Annotated in this window: 12 protein-coding genes; 7 read left to right on the top strand and 5 right to left on the bottom strand. The window is 72.2% G+C overall.

The window, feature by feature from the left end; translation table 11 throughout:
• Window position 1: 1 nt before the first annotated feature.
• From J1792_RS19005 to J1792_RS18990, 4 genes are all read right to left on the bottom strand, one after another.
• Window positions 2–1,675 (bottom strand): CpaE/TadZ family protein, encoded by a 1,674-nt coding sequence (locus J1792_RS19005; protein WP_207247877.1) that lies wholly within the window; start codon window positions 1,673–1,675, stop codon window positions 2–4.
• A gap of 81 nt (window positions 1,676–1,756) precedes the next feature.
• A complete protein-coding gene (gene cpaB, locus J1792_RS19000; RefSeq protein WP_207247876.1) occupies window positions 1,757–2,479 on the bottom strand; it encodes a Flp pilus assembly protein CpaB in 723 nt (240 codons plus the stop codon).
• Window positions 2,480–2,581: 102 nt separating this feature from the next.
• On the bottom strand, window positions 2,582–3,469 hold the full coding sequence (locus J1792_RS18995) for a hypothetical protein (protein WP_086569919.1): 888 nt from the start codon (window positions 3,467–3,469) through the stop codon (window positions 2,582–2,584).
• A gap of 329 nt (window positions 3,470–3,798) precedes the next feature.
• The gene (locus J1792_RS18990) at window positions 3,799–4,752 is read right to left on the bottom strand and encodes a trypsin-like serine peptidase (protein WP_086569900.1); all 954 of its coding nucleotides are present in this window, start codon (window positions 4,750–4,752) and stop codon (window positions 3,799–3,801) included.
• Between the two features lie 253 nt (window positions 4,753–5,005).
• Between J1792_RS18990 and J1792_RS18985 the strand changes: the two genes are divergently transcribed.
• The 7 genes from J1792_RS18985 (at window position 5,006) to J1792_RS18955 (ending at window position 12,874) form a co-directional block, all read left to right on the top strand.
• On the top strand, window positions 5,006–6,340 hold the full coding sequence (locus tag J1792_RS18985) for a M14 family metallopeptidase (RefSeq protein ID WP_207247875.1): 1,335 nt from the start codon (window positions 5,006–5,008) through the stop codon (window positions 6,338–6,340).
• Window positions 6,341–6,503: 163 nt separating this feature from the next.
• Window positions 6,504–7,085 (top strand): hypothetical protein, encoded by a 582-nt coding sequence (locus J1792_RS18980; protein WP_086569896.1) that lies wholly within the window; start codon window positions 6,504–6,506, stop codon window positions 7,083–7,085.
• 186 nt (window positions 7,086–7,271) lie between these two features.
• Window positions 7,272–8,558 carry an alanine racemase gene (locus tag J1792_RS18975; protein ID WP_207247874.1) on the top strand — a complete coding sequence of 429 codons (1,287 nt, stop codon included), beginning with the start codon at window positions 7,272–7,274 and terminating at the stop codon, window positions 8,556–8,558.
• 103 nt (window positions 8,559–8,661) lie between these two features.
• A complete protein-coding gene (locus J1792_RS18970) occupies window positions 8,662–10,266 on the top strand; it encodes an N-acyl-D-amino-acid deacylase family protein (protein WP_207247873.1) in 1,605 nt (534 codons plus the stop codon).
• Window positions 10,267–10,343: 77 nt separating this feature from the next.
• Window positions 10,344–11,555, top strand: coding sequence for a pyridoxal phosphate-dependent aminotransferase (locus tag J1792_RS18965; protein WP_086569915.1), 1,212 nt, complete (start codon window positions 10,344–10,346; stop codon window positions 11,553–11,555).
• Window positions 11,556–11,604: 49 nt separating this feature from the next.
• Window positions 11,605–11,991: an SCO4983 family protein gene (locus tag J1792_RS18960; protein ID WP_207247872.1), complete on the top strand. Its 387-nt coding sequence runs from the start codon at window positions 11,605–11,607 to the stop codon at window positions 11,989–11,991.
• A 70-nt stretch (window positions 11,992–12,061) separates the two neighbouring features.
• Window positions 12,062–12,874 carry an alpha/beta hydrolase gene (locus tag J1792_RS18955; RefSeq protein ID WP_207247871.1) on the top strand — a complete coding sequence of 271 codons (813 nt, stop codon included), beginning with the start codon at window positions 12,062–12,064 and terminating at the stop codon, window positions 12,872–12,874.
• Here the strand turns inward: J1792_RS18955 and J1792_RS18950 are convergent.
• Entirely contained in the window at window positions 12,871–14,187 is a 1,317-nt protein-coding gene (locus tag J1792_RS18950) for an NsdA family TPR-like regulatory protein (protein ID WP_207247870.1), read from the bottom strand. The genes J1792_RS18955 and J1792_RS18950 overlap by 4 nt on opposite strands.
• Window positions 14,188–14,206 lie beyond the last annotated feature (19 nt).

The following is a 14,206-nucleotide window of genomic DNA, read 5'->3' as shown; positions in this document are numbered from 1 at the left end:
CTCAGTCCTCCCGCGCCACGCCGGCCGTACTCTCCACCGGCCACGGCCAGTCGACCGACCCGGGGAAGAGCACGGGCACCCGCAGGCGCACGCTCGCCCGGTACACCGCCCCGTCCGGCCCGCAGCGCGGCTCGCCGCGCCAGGCGCCCGGCAGGTCCGAGCGGGCGGCGGCCGCGCAGTCGCGGCCCACCGCGCCCGCCCGCGCGGCCTTGTCGGCGGCGTGGCCGGCCAGCGAGAAGGAGTAGCCGACCAGGACGCACTGCCAGACGACCGCCAGCGCCACCAGGATCAGCGGCACGATGCCCGCGAACTCCACCGCCATCTGACCGCGGTCGCCACCCCCGCGCCGGCGGAAGCGGCTCATCGGCAGGAGCGAGCCGCTGGGTACGGGCGCCAGCTGGTCCGGGCCCGTACCGCCGCCGCCCCCTATGGCCCGGCGGCGTCCCGCGTGGGCGCCGGGCGCCCCGCCGCGCAGGGCCCGGCCGCCGGTCGCCGGCGCGGCCAGGCCCAGTTCGCCGGCCAGCGCCCACAGCGCCTGCCGGACGCCGGAGCGGGCGTCCAGGTCCTGCATCCGGCCGGAGTCCACGGCGCTCTGCAGTTCCTTGTAGCCGGCCGGGACCGTGGTCCGGGCGGCCCGGGTGCCCGTGGTGCGGGCGACGAGCGCCGGCTGGATCTCGGCGTTGCGGGTGTGGCGGTTGACCACGGTCGTCGTCTCCTCGGCCTTGCGGATCTGCAGCCGCTCCCACATCCGGACCATGCGCTTGGCCGCCCGTACGGACACCACGTCCGGCGTCGTGACCAGTAACGCCACGTCCGCCGTCTCGATCACGGCGGCGCCGGCGGCCGTGATCTGCGTGCCGCAGTCGACGACCACGACCTCGTACCGGCCACGCAGGGCGGCGGCGATCTGCCGGGAGGCGAGGTCGCCGACCTCCTCGCCGCGCTCGCCCTCCGCCGGGGCCAGCAGCAGCCCGAGGCCGGTGGGGTGCGGGAAGACGGCGTCCCGCAGCACGCGCGGCGAGATGTCGCTGATGCCCGCCAGGTCGGCCACCGACCGCCGGAACTGCACGTCCAGGTAGGAGGCGACGTCACCGGACTGCAGGTCGAGGTCGGCCAGGGCGACGCTGCGCCCGGCGGCGCGGGCGGCGAGGGCCAGCTGCACGGCGGTGACGGTCGTGCCGACCCCGCCCTTGGCGCCGACGACCGCGACGAGCCGGCCGCCCGCCCCGCCGCCGCCCGCCGCCGGGCCGTCGTCCGCGGCGCCCAGGTGGCGGCGGACGCCCGTGGCCCACTGCGCGGCGGCCTGGACGCGGGCGGCCAGCTCCTCGTACGACGGCGGCAGCGCGGCCAGGCCGCGCGCGCCGCAGTCCATGGCGGCGGCGTACAGCGCGGGGCCGGCCTCGGCGCTGAGCAGGATGACGCCGGTGGCGGGGAAGCGCAGGGCGATGTCCCGGATGAGCTCGAGGGCGGGGACGGGCCCGAGGCGCTCGTGGACGAGGACGACCTCGGGCAGTTCGTCGACCGAGGCGGCCGCCAGCACGGCGAGCGTGTCCAGCAGGCGGGTCGAGTCGCCGACGGCCCGCAGGGGCTCGGCGCCGGGGAGTCTGCCGAGCAGCCCGCCGACGGCGCGGGCGGCGTCCGGGTCGCCGACGGCCGGGAGGATTCTGATCGTCACCGTGGGCCTGCCTCCATCCACAACAACCGCTGGGCCATTCCGTTGGGCTCCTCCGGGGATCCGCCGCTGCCGGCGTACGGGCTACTTGTCGCCGTCGAGGGTGTATGTGCGGTCGCCCCCGGCCACGCTCTCCTCGCCGCCGGGGGCGACGAGGGCGAGCCGGACGCGGGAGGCGAACGACTCGGCGTACGCCACGCGTTGGGCGTCCTTGGTGCCCAGCGCGAAGGTGATCGGCACGGCCTCGCCGGCCTGCCGGGTGGTGGTGGCGCCGCCGCGGCTGTCGCCGTCCCGTTTGAGGGGTGTGAGCCGGCCGACGTCGATGACCCGGGCGCCGCTGACGATCACCTTGGAGACGGGCTTCGCGCCCTGCTCCTTGGCGTCGAAGGTGGCGTAGATGTTGACCCTCGAACCCGGCAGGATCTTGCCGGCGACCCCGGTGGCCGCGTCGATCATGATGGCGATCTCCTGCTGGCCGGGGGCGAGCGCCGGACGGGCGACGACCATGTCCTTCTGCAGCAGGGATCCCTTGCGCAGCGGGGTGACGGCGATCTTGCCGCGCACGGCGGCGAGGTCGGTGACGGCGGTGGAGGGGAGCCAGCGCCTGGGCATGGAGATCCTCTCGAACTCGTCGGTCTCCAGGTCCCGGTAGGCGGGGACGTCGGCCTTCAGCCGGTAGGCGGTGACCTCGGGGCCGACCTTGGACTCGGCGTCCTCGATGACCGAGAACACTCCGGCGAACGCGCCGAGGGCACAGAGGACCGACAGGAGCAGCAGGACGATCCCACGGCGCTGACGTGAATTCATGGGACGACGAACCTCGTTCGGGGCCTCGTTCGGGGGCTATGGCGGATGTTCGGCATGTTCAGCATGTTTCGGCAGGTGGGGCCTGCGGGGCGTGCCGCCGGTTCAGCGGCCGGCCGGGGCCCGCTCGGGGGCGCCGGGCGGTCCGATGGCGCGGTCGCCCTCGCCGCGCTGCACGGGTGCGGCGCAGAACCCGCAGCGGTCACCGATGAGTTCGAGGCCGCACCAGTGGCACTCCTCCCGGCGCACGGAGGCGACGAGCTGGTAGAGCACGGAGGGGTCGGGGATGGCGGCGGCGAACTCGACGGCCCGCGGGGTGCCCCACCAGCGTCTGGACTCGGCGGGCAGCGGAAGGATCTCCTGGACGCCCTGGACCCGCCAGTGCGGGGCGACGGCGTCGGTGACCCAGTCCTCCGTCGCGCGGGGTCTGGAGCGGGCGACGGTCATGCGGGTGGCGAAGCCGGGCCCGGCGGGCAGCTCGCCGGCGCCGACCCGGACGACCTGCGGCGCCGGGTTGACCACGACGCCGAAGCGGGCGCCCGGCAGGAGCGAGGCGACGTGCGCGCCGAGCCCCACGTCGACCCGGTCGAGCCGGGCGACGGACGCCAGCTGGGCGCCGGCGTAGATGTAGTGGGCGAGCAGCCGGGCGGCGCAGGCGAGCACGCCGGGGGTGAGGTCGGAGACCGACAACTGCCGTAACTGGCGGGCCAGTACGCCCACCGACAGCGGTGGCAGGGCCACGGGCAGGAGGGCGACGCGGTCGCTCTCCAGGACCGAGCGCACGGCGTGCAGGCGATGGACGTACGCCACGGCGAGCGAGTCGGGGTAGAGCACCACGAGATGGCCGCACCGCTCGAGCAGGGCGCCGGCCTGGGCGACGGCGTCCTCCAGCGGCTGGGCCTCGGGCGGCTGGAGCACCGCGGCGGTGGGAACGGGCCCGCCGGGCGGTGGCAGCACCAGGTCGGAGCTGGTGACCGCTATCGCAATCGGCACGTCGGCTTCCCCGTTCACTCCGGCCGCGGGGGCTCCGGCGGTCGCAGATCGATACTGCCCTGTGCTGGCGCCTCCGCACTTTATCCACGAATGGAGCGGCTGAGAACCGTACTTCGGTCTTTGCCCCACGAGCCGGTGGCGGGGCCCGGCGGCCCTTGACGGGAGGGCGCGCACCGCGGAGCGTTCAAGCCCGCGGGGACGGATCCGGCCATCCGGGGTGCACGCGCGCGTACCCGTTACCGGACGTGTGCACACGCTCCGGTCGCCGGGCGGGCACGGGGACGGCCCGCCCGGCGACCAGGGCGAAGGGCTTCAGCTCAGCGGAGGGTTCAGCCGAGCGGGGCCTCCTCCTCCGTCGGCCGCGGCAGCTCGCAGCCCGGCAGGTCCAGGTCGAGCTTGTTGCCGGCGGCGAAGCACTTGGCGATGCCGTAGGTCTGCTGGGCGTAGTTGATGCCCTTGCGGACCGTGACCTGGCCGTTCTCGTCCACCTCGCACGGGTTGTTCATCGTGCAGCGCTCGCCGCTCTCGTTGCCCGTGTTGTTGACGGCGACGACCTTTCCGGTGTTCGCGTCCACGACGGGCGAACCGGAGGTGCCGCCTATGGTGTTGCAGGACGGGGTGTAGCGGAGCGAGTCCTTCCAGGTCCAGTCGCCCTCGCGGAGCTCGTGGACGAATCCGTCGGCGTTGCAGGAGTAGATCCGCTTCCAGTAGCCGGAGACGACCTTGATGGCCGTCCCGGCCGTCGGGTGGTCGGCCGACAGGCTGAGCGCGTTGATGCCGTACTGCTGCTTGATCCTGGCGTACGTGGTGTTCAGCTCGTACAGGGAGATGTCGGTGTCGGTCATCGTGGCGTACGAGACCTTGGTCGCGCGCAGCGTGGCGACCTTGCCCGCGGTCGAGTTGAGCAGGCTGAACGTGCGACTGGAGGGCTGGTCCGTGATGACCTCGCCGGCGCCGGGCATACCGGTCTCGAGGCAGTGGCCGTTGCTGAGCACCAGCGCGGGGTCGTTGTCGCCCGAGCCGGGGAGCCGGATCAGCGAGCCGGAACAGTTGCTGAGCGCGACGGTGCCGGCGAAGTCGACGGCCTTGGGCTTCGTGGCGGCGGCGGGACCCGTGGCGGACACGGCCTGGGCGGACGCAGCCTGGGCGGACGCGGGCGCGGCCTTGGCGGGCGCGGCCGGGGAGTCGCCCTGCGGGGTGGCGGCCGTGGCGGTGCCGGCGCCCGCGACGCCGGCACCGGCGAGCAGCAGCGTCGTGAGCGCACCGACGAGAGGTCGTCTCATGGGGGGTGGTCCTCTCAGATCACATGCTCGTCTGTTTTGACGTGTGCATTGTGGGGTTGGTGGGGCCGCGCGGCAATCAACCGGTCTGAAGTGAGGGGGAAGTTGGCCTGATTCACCCATCCGGCAGCTATTGACCGGTCCATGTCAGCAATCGAACACTGGTGAGGCTCACCCCCCTCATTCGTCGCACGAACGGACCCCTCAGGAGGTCTCATGCGACCCCCACCCCCGACTCCGCAGGCCGAACGGCAGAGTGACGGCTGCCGCCATCGCCGGTCTGCTCGCCCTCGCGGTGGCCACCCCCGCGTCCTCGAACACCACGCCGGGCCCGGACGCCCGGGAGCGCGTCCACGAGTACGAGGTCACCGGCCCTCGCACCGCCGCCCAGCGCACCGCCGTCGCCGCGACCGGAGCATCCGTCGACGCCGTGCGCAAGGACTCGATCGTGATCACCGCGGACGCCGGCCAGGCCGAGCGGATCCGCCGGATGGGCTACCCGCTGCGCGTCCTGCCCGGGCCGCCGGACCGTAGCGACGGCATGAAGCCCGCGCCGTTCGACTTCCCGCCCGCGGACGCGAAGTACCACAACTACAAGGAGGCCATGGCGGAGATCGACGCGGACGTCGCCGCCTACCCGTCCCTGATGAGCAAGCAGGTCATCGGCAAGTCCTACGAGGGCCGGGACATCATCGCCGTGAAGATCACGGGCAGTGCGAAGACGGCGGGCGGCGCGGGGACGGCCGACGCCGCGAAGGCGCCCGCGAAGGCCGCCGCCAAGCCCGAGGTGCTGTTCACCGCCCACCAGCACGCCCGCGAGCACCTCACCGTGGAGATGGCGCTCTACCTGCTCAAGGAGTTCGGCTCGCAGTACGGCAAGGACGACCGCGTCACCAAGATGGTGGACAGCCGCGTGATCTGGGTCGTGCCCGACCTCAACCCCGACGGCGGCGAGTACGACATCGCCTCCGGCAGCTACCGCAGCTGGCGCAAGAACCGCCAGCCCAACAACGGCTCGTCCTCCCGGGGCACCGACCTCAACCGCAACTGGGACTACAAGTGGGGCTGCTGCGGCGGCTCCTCCGGCAGCACCGGCTCCGAGACGTACCGCGGCTCCGGTCCCGAGTCGGCGCCCGAGGTGAAGGTCGTCGCCGACTTCGTCCGCACCCGGGTCGTGGGCGGCAAGCAGCAGATCAAGGCCGCCATCGACTTCCACACCTACAGCGAGCTCGTGCTGTGGCCGTTCGGCTGGACGTACGACGACACCGCAGCGGGCATGACCCAGGACGAGCGCGACGCCTTCGCGAAGGTCGGCACGTCCATGGCCCGCAGCAACGGCTACACGCCGGAGCAGTCCAGCGACCTCTACATCACGGACGGCACGATCGACGACTGGCTGTGGGGCAACCAGAAGATCTTCGCCTACACGTTCGAGATGTATCCGTCGTCCGCCGGCGCCGGCGGCTTCTACCCGCCGGACGAGGTCATCGACCGGGAGACGGCGCGCAACCGGGACGCGGTGCTGCAGCTGCTGGAGAACGCCGACTGCATGTACCGGTCGATCGGGAAGGAGCAGCAGTACTGCACGTGACCGGCACGGGTCCGGGCCCGGATCGGAGCCGGGGGCGGGGCGGACGATCCCGCCCCCGCGCCCGGCTCCGGCGGGAATTGGATCTCCCTCCCGTTCTGCGGTAGAACTCACCGTCGATCAATCATGGTCACGACAAGCTTCTTTCGTACGGGGGATGGATTCGATGCGCTCCACTCGGCATGTCATCGGCACACTCGCGCTCATCACCGCGCTCGGCGCCGGCCTCACCGCCTGCGGGCCGGAGGAGGACAAGGCGAGCGACGGTTCGGCGGGCGCCACCGCGGCGGCGAAGCCGTCGCAGGGCGCCAAGGGCGGCGACCACGCCGGCCACGGCGGCGACAAGGGCGGTAAGGACGGCGGCGACGGCGAGAACGACTGCGGCAAGCCGCCGACGCTGCCCGCGGGCATCAAGATGATCGAGGTGGGCCTGCACCGCGACATCAGCGTCGTGGAGGCCTTCAACGCCGTGCCCAAGTGCACGCCCAACGACTGGATCTACCACGGCGACGGCGGCACTCCCAAGGGCTACAAGCTCCCCGCCGACATCAAGGCCGAGCTGTCCACGGGCTCCGGCAGCCACAAGAAGGTGACCCGCGAGGAGCTGTCGAAGCACATCGACGCCTGCCTGCGCAACGACTACAGCCAGATCAAGGAGCCCTTCTCCTGCCACGGCAACGTCTACGAGGTCACGCTCAACGCCAAGGGCGACGAGATCAGGACCATGAGCGAGCGCTGGTCCGTCTGACGCGCCGACGGCGGTGCCGGGCGTCCGTCCCGGCACCGCCGCACGCCCGTCCCGGCCCTTTGCGTGCGTTGCGTACCTTTGGTCCGTTGACCCGGTCCGTGCCGGAGTGTTAAACAGCCGCGAGCGCCTCCCGCATCGCAGAGTGTGGGTGGTGTGGGTGTTGCACACGATCCGACGGGAGACCCCATGGCCCCCATAGCCGACGACGCCGTCGCCCGGCTCGCCGGAGAACGGCTGGACCACCGCTTCAAGGGGCTGCCCCCGGACGCGGACGCCCGGACCGTCGGCGAACTGGCCGCCGAGCGCCGGTCCCTGTTCACCGGCGGCTTCACCACCCCCGTGCTCGCCCTCTCCGCCGAGGCGCTCGAGCACAACCTCGCGCTCATGGAGCACTACAGCGCCGAGCACGACCTGGCCTTCGCCCCGCACGGCAAGACGTCCATGGCCCCCCGCCTCTTCCAGCGCCAGCTCGACCACGGCGCCTGGGGCATCACCGCCGCCACCCCGGCGCAGGTCCGCGTCTACCGCGCCTTCGGCGTCCGGCGGATCTTCCTCGCCAACGAGGTCGTCGACGCCGTCGCCCTGCGCTGGCTCGCCGCCGAGCTGGCCGCCGACCCCGCCCTCCGGCTCGTCACCTACGTCGACTCGGTGCGCGGCGTCGAACTGATGGACGCCGCCCTGCGCGACGCCGGCGCCGGCCGCCCCCTCGACGTCGTCGTCGAGCTCGGCGCGGACGGCGCCCGCACGGGCGTGCGGAGCGACGAGGAGTGCGAGCGCGTCGCCGACGCCGTCGCCGCCACCGGCACCCTCCGCCTGGTCGGCCTCGCCGGCTACGAGGCGGAGATCCCGGACGCCGACGGCGAGGTCGTACGGGCATGGCTGCGCCGCCTCACCGGCCTGGCGGTCGCCTTCGACAAGGCGGGCCGCTTCGCCGGCGTCGAGGAGATCGTCGTCAGTGCGGGCGGCAGCGCCTGGTTCGACGCCGTCGCCGAGGTCTTCGCGCAGCTGCCCACGCTGTCCGCACCGGTGCTCAAGCTGCTGCGCAGCGGCGCGTACGTCACCCACGACGACGGGCAGTACCGGAACAAGACCCCCTTCAACCGCCTCGCCGGGGAGGGCGCGCTGCAGCCCGCGCTGCGGCTGTGGACGCAGGTCGTCTCCCGCCCCGAGCCGGGCATGGCCTACCTCAACGCCGGCAAGCGCGACGTCTCCTACGACCTCGGCCTCCCGGAGCCCCAGGTCGTCCGCTCCGCCCGCGACGGCTCCATCCGCCCGGCCACCGGGCTGACGGTGACGAGGCTGGCCGACCAGCACGCGTTCGTCGCGGTGGCGGATGAGGCGCAGGCCCTGGAGGTCGGCGACTGGGTCGGCCTGGGTGTGTCGCACCCGTGCACGGTCTTCGAGAAGTGGCCGATGATTCCGCTGGCGTGGGCGGACGGCACGGTGACGGAGTACGTCCGCACGTTCTTCTAGCCGACAGCGGCCGACGGGCCGGGGGGCTTCCCCCCGGCCCGTCGGCCGGATCCGGCCGCGGAGCCCCGGTTTCGGGAAGGGGCGGGGTGGGGGAGGTCACCGCATGGACCTCGTCATCCGCGGAGCAGCAGTCATCGACGGCACCGGCACCCCGGCCCACCGTGCCGACGTCGCCCTGGCCGACGGCCGGATCGCCGAGGTCCGGCGCGAAGGCGAGGGCCGCAGGCCCACCGCCCACCGCGTCCTCGACGCGGCCGGCCTCGCCCTGAGCCCCGGCTTCATCGACATGCACGCCCACAGCGACCTGGCCCTCCTGCGCGACCCCGCGCACGAGGCGAAGGTCGCGCAGGGCGTGACGCTGGAGGTCCTCGGCCAGGACGGCCTGTCGTACGCGCCGGCCGACGCGCGCACGCTGGCCGAGGTGAACACGGCGATCGGCGGCTGGAACGGCGACGCCGGGGACGTGGGCGTCGACTGGCGCACGGTCGGCGGGTACCTGGACCGGCTCGACCGGCAGGGCATCGCCGTCAACGCCGCCTATCTCGTGCCGCAGGGCACGGTGCGGGCGCTGGTCGTCGGCTGGGAGCGGCGGCCCGCCACTGCCGAGGAGCTGGCGCGCATGAAGCGGCTGGTCGCCGAGGGGCTGGAGCAGGGCGCGGTGGGGATGTCGTCCGGGCTCACCTACGCGCCCGGCATGTACGCCGACGACGCGGAGCTGACCGAGCTGTGCCGGGTCGTGGCGGCGTACGGCGGCTACTACTGCCCGCATCACCGCTCGTACGGGGCGGGGGCGCTCGCCGCGTACGCGGAGATGGTCGCCGTGGCGCGCGAGGCGGGCTGCGCGCTGCACCTGGCCCACGCCGTCCTGAACTTCCGGGGCAACGAGGGGCGCGCGCCCGAGCTGCTCGCGCTCCTCGACTCCGCCCTGGCGGCCGGCGCCGACATCACCCTGGACTCCTACCCCTACACCCCCGGCTGCACCACGCTCGCCGCCATGCTGCCGGGCTGGGCGAGCGAGGGCGGACCGGTGGCCGTGCTGGCCCGGCTGCGGGACGACGCGACGGCCGAGCGCGTCCGGCACGCCATGGAGGAGGAGGGCGCGGACGGCTGCCACGGCGTGCCCATCGACTGGGAGGCGATCGAGGTCTCGGGGGTGGGCGAGCCGTCCCTGGCCTCGCACGTCGGCCGGACGGTGGCGGCCACGGCCCGTGAGCGCGGCGAGCGGCCGTGGGCCACGGCCCGCCGGCTGCTGCTGGACGACCGGTTGGGGACGACGATCCTGCAGCACGTCGGCCACAAGGAGAACGTCGTCGCGATCATGCGCCACGCCGTGCACACCGGCGGAAGCGATGGAATCCTGCACGGCGCGAAGCCTCACCCGCGCGCCTATGGCACCTTTCCGCACTACCTCGGCCGGTACGCGCGCGAGCTGGGCGTACTGCCGCTGGAGGAGTGCGTGGCGCATCTCACGTCGCGGCCGGCGAGGCGGCTGGGGCTGTCCGACCGGGGTCTGGTGAGGCCGGGACACGTCGCCGACCTCGTGCTCTTCGATCCGGATTCCATAGCCGCCGGCTCCACTTTCGAAGCCCCTCGCGCACTTCCGACCGGCATTCCTTATGTCCTGATTGCCGGACGCTTTGCGATGGAAGACGGGCGCCGGACGGACGTTCTGGCGGGGCGCACGATCCGGCGCGCCGGCTCCGCCTGAGCGGCGCCGCACGGGCGGGTGTCGGACGGGCCACAAAGGGCGCGCGGGGCGTGTGACGTCCCCGTAGGGTGGCCGTCATGCAGGTGATCCAGTCAACGAAGCTCGCCAACGTCTGCTACGAAATCCGTGGCCCGGTGCTCGAGGAGGCCATGCGGCTGGAAGCGGCAGGTCACCGCATCCTCAAGCTGAACACCGGCAACCCCGCGATCTTCGGGTTCGAGTGCCCGCCCGAGATCCTCGAGGACATGCTGCGCAACGTCGGCGACGCGCACGGCTACGGCGACGCCAAGGGCCTTCTCTCGGCCCGGCGCGCGGTGGTGCAGCACTACGAGACCAAGGGCATCGAGCTGTCCGTCGAGGACGTCTACCTCGGCAACGGCGTCTCCGAGCTGATCCAGATGTCGATGCAGGCGCTGCTCGACGACGGCGACGAGGTCCTCGTGCCGGCCCCCGACTACCCGCTGTGGACGGCGTCCGTCTCGCTGGCGGGCGGCACCGCCGTGCACTACCGCTGCGACGAGCAGTCGGACTGGATGCCGGACCTGGCCGACATCGAGCGCAAGGTCACGGACCGCACCAAGGCCATCGTCATCATCAACCCCAACAACCCCACGGGTGCGGTCTACGACGACGAGATGCTGCGCGGCCTGACCGAGATCGCCCGCCGCCACAACCTGATCGTCTGCTCCGACGAGATCTACGACAAGATCCTCTACGACGGCGTGACCCACACCCCGACCGCCGCCATCGCCCCGGACCTGCTGACGCTCACCTTCAACGGCCTGTCCAAGTCCTACCGCGTGGCCGGCTACCGCAGCGGCTGGATGGCGGTCTGCGGCCCCAAGGCCCACGCCGACAGCTACATCGAGGGCCTGACGATCCTGGCCAACATGCGGCTGTGCGCCAACATGCCCGCGCAGCACGCGGTCGCCACCGCCCTCGGCGGCCGGCAGTCGATCAACGACCTGGTCCTGCCGGGCGGCCGGCTGTTGGAGCAGCGCGACGTCGCGCACGAGCTGCTGACCCAGATCCCGGGCGTGACATGCGTGAAGCCCAAGGGAGCGCTGTACGCCTTCCCGCGCCTCGACCCGAAGGTCTACAAGATCAAGGACGACCGGCAGATGGTCCTCGACCTGCTCCGGGCCGAGAAGATCATGGTCGTGCACGGCACGGGCTTCAACTGGCCGGAGCCGGACCACTTCCGCCTGGTGACGCTGCCGAACGCCAAGGACCTGGCCGAAGCGGTGACCCGGATCGGCAACTTCCTGGATGGCTACAGCCAAGTTTAGACTCTGTCTAAGTTAGGATGGCCTTCAGAGGTAACTCAGGAGGCCATCCATGTACGAGCCGATCCGCACGAAGTCGGTCCGCGCACACGGGCCCCACCGCACCCGCGAGGAGGAGCTGGAGATCCGGCTCGCCGGACATCTGACGGCCCTGCTCACGGTGACGGACGAGCTCCGCGCGCTACGACCGTCCGCCGCGCTGGACGAGGCCGCGCGCCGGCTGGCCGCCGAGGCCGACCGCCTGAGCGGCCACCCGCCGCTGCGGGCCGCACCGACGACGGGGGCCGGGGCTCCGACCGCCCTGCACCAGCGGGCGCACACCCTGGCCGGCCAGGCCCTGGTGGTCGCCACCCAGCGCGGCGACGCCGCCGGCGCCGCCCTCGCGGCCGAGCGGCTGCACGCCCACGCGACCGCACTGGGCATTACGGACGGGACGTGACGGCGCGGGTGCCGGAGCAATTCCCCCTGACCCACCCATGCCGTTGTATCGGGACCACTACGCTCGGCCCATGATTGAGCGCGAGACGGCATTCCGATCGCTCGACGGCACCGCTCTGGCGGGCACGGTGACCCCGCCGGAGGGGACCACAGCCGGGCTGGCCGTGCTGGTCCACGGCGCCGGAGTCACCCGGAACGAAGGCGGATTCTTCACCCGGCTCGCGGCGGGGCTCGCATCGTCCGGCATCCGCTGCCTGCGGTTCGATCTACGCGCTCACGGAGCCAGCGGCGGCCGCCCCGAGCAGGTGACCATCGCCGGTGTCACTAATGACATCCGCGCCGCATGTGACCATGTGCGGGCGGAGAGCGGGAAGAACGTACCCGTCCATGTGATCGCGGCGTCCTTCTCCGGCGGCGCGGCCGCCCTGCATGCGGGGCGCAGACCGCACGACATCGATCGCCTGGTCCTGCTCAACCCCAGGCTGGACTACCGTGAGCGGTACGTCTCCAGCCGCCCGTATTTCGATGGCGACTACATCACGCCGGAGGCCGCGAAGGCCCTCGACACAGACGGCTTCACCGAGCGGAGCCCGTTCGAGCTGGGACGCGCGCTGCTGAACGAAGTCTTCTACCTCGACCCGGGTGTCTTCCTCACGACGGTGCGCGCACCTGTGCTCCTGGTACACGGGACGAAGGACACGTTCGTGCCCGTCGAGTCGTCCCGGCGATACATGAGCGTCTTCGGCGGCCCGGCCGAACTCATGGAACTGGACGGCGCACAGCACGGCTTCGCCGTCCACGAGGACCCGCAATATCTCCACCCTCAATCACAGGCATGGCAGGCCGAGGTCATCGAGCGGGTTGCGAGCTTCCTCGTCGGCTAGCCGGGCAGGTCCGTCAACGCCCGTCGGAGCTCTCTAACCAGGGATCGCCGTGCGTGAGGCCCCAGCACGGCGACCGTGCGGCGAAGCTCGCCGAGAGCCTGCCCGAAGTGCGGCACGGCGGCGAGCTGGAGGGCGGCCAAGCCGGCCCTGGCGGCTTCATCAGGCTCGCTGGCGGCGGCCAGGGCACCGGCCAGATGGGCTGTGAAGAAAGCCCGGTCACGCGGCGCGAAAGCTTCATGCGACAGATGTCGACGCAGGAGAACGACGGCGCGTTCGGGTTGTCCGGCTTCACGGTGGCAGATCGCGCTCTGGGCCATGAGCCTGTCCGTGTTGTAGCCCGCGCACAGCGGACCGGTGCAGGTTGCCGGCTGGGCAGGTGTTGCCGCCTCGGCGAGGGCATCGTGCGCACGGTCAAGGGTTCGAGCGACCTCGTCATGGGTGACACCGGTGAGCGCCATGGCACGGGCCTCCTGCTGGAGCGCCTCGGCACGGGCACGCGGTGGCAGGGTCCACGGGCCGTGGACAGCCGCGTGGGCGAGGTCGCGCATACGAACCGCGTCGTCCCGATCGGTGGCCTGCGCTTTGCGCAGCAACACGTACGCATGCATCGGCCCGTCACCACTGAGGGTGGCCCACTCGACTGCCCGGTCGTGAAAGAAGGCGGTGGTGTGGGGAGCGGCGCCCGCGTCGCGGTACAGCCACGCCGTGAACTCCGCCGCACGGGCGCCTACGGCGAGAAGGTCCCGACGGATGACTCCAGGGGCATCCCGTGCCAGCTCGCCGATGCACCCGACGATGCCCAACGCGGCGGGCAAGACCTGGCGGGGCCCGGCTCTGCCATCGGCGCGGCCCGCTTCATCCAGAGTGGCACTCAGATGGGTGACAAGGTGACGGTCGGCGTATCGGCGGGCGTTGGCGATGGCGGCAGTCACATGATCCAGGGCAGGTGGGTCGAGCAACGGTGCTGCACCCGCCAGGACACCGCCGAGGAACGTACGTCGGCGCACCGGCTCCTCCTTGAGGTCATGCACTGGCGTGACAGCGGATTCGGGCTTCGCTCGCAACGGCACGAACCCCAGTTCCTCCAGCGGGACACCGAACATGCTCTGCAAAATCCGGCGCGCGACTCTGTTGGGCCATCCGGGCGTTGCGGACTCCCACCGCCGGACCTGACGCGCTGTGATGCTCGCCGACTCCCCCAGTGCCTCAGCGTGGCATCTGTACGCATTGGCGACGTCGGCCTGCGAATGCCACCCGCATCGCAGGCGAGCGGCGACGAACAACGTGTTGCCTTGACGTTGGAACTGGGACATCGAATACCCCCGCGAGCCT

This window comes from Streptomyces triculaminicus, from assembly GCF_017349075.1.
Lineage (GTDB): Bacteria > Actinomycetota > Actinomycetes > Streptomycetales > Streptomycetaceae > Streptomyces > Streptomyces triculaminicus.
This window is presented reverse-complemented; position numbering and strand designations above follow the sequence as displayed.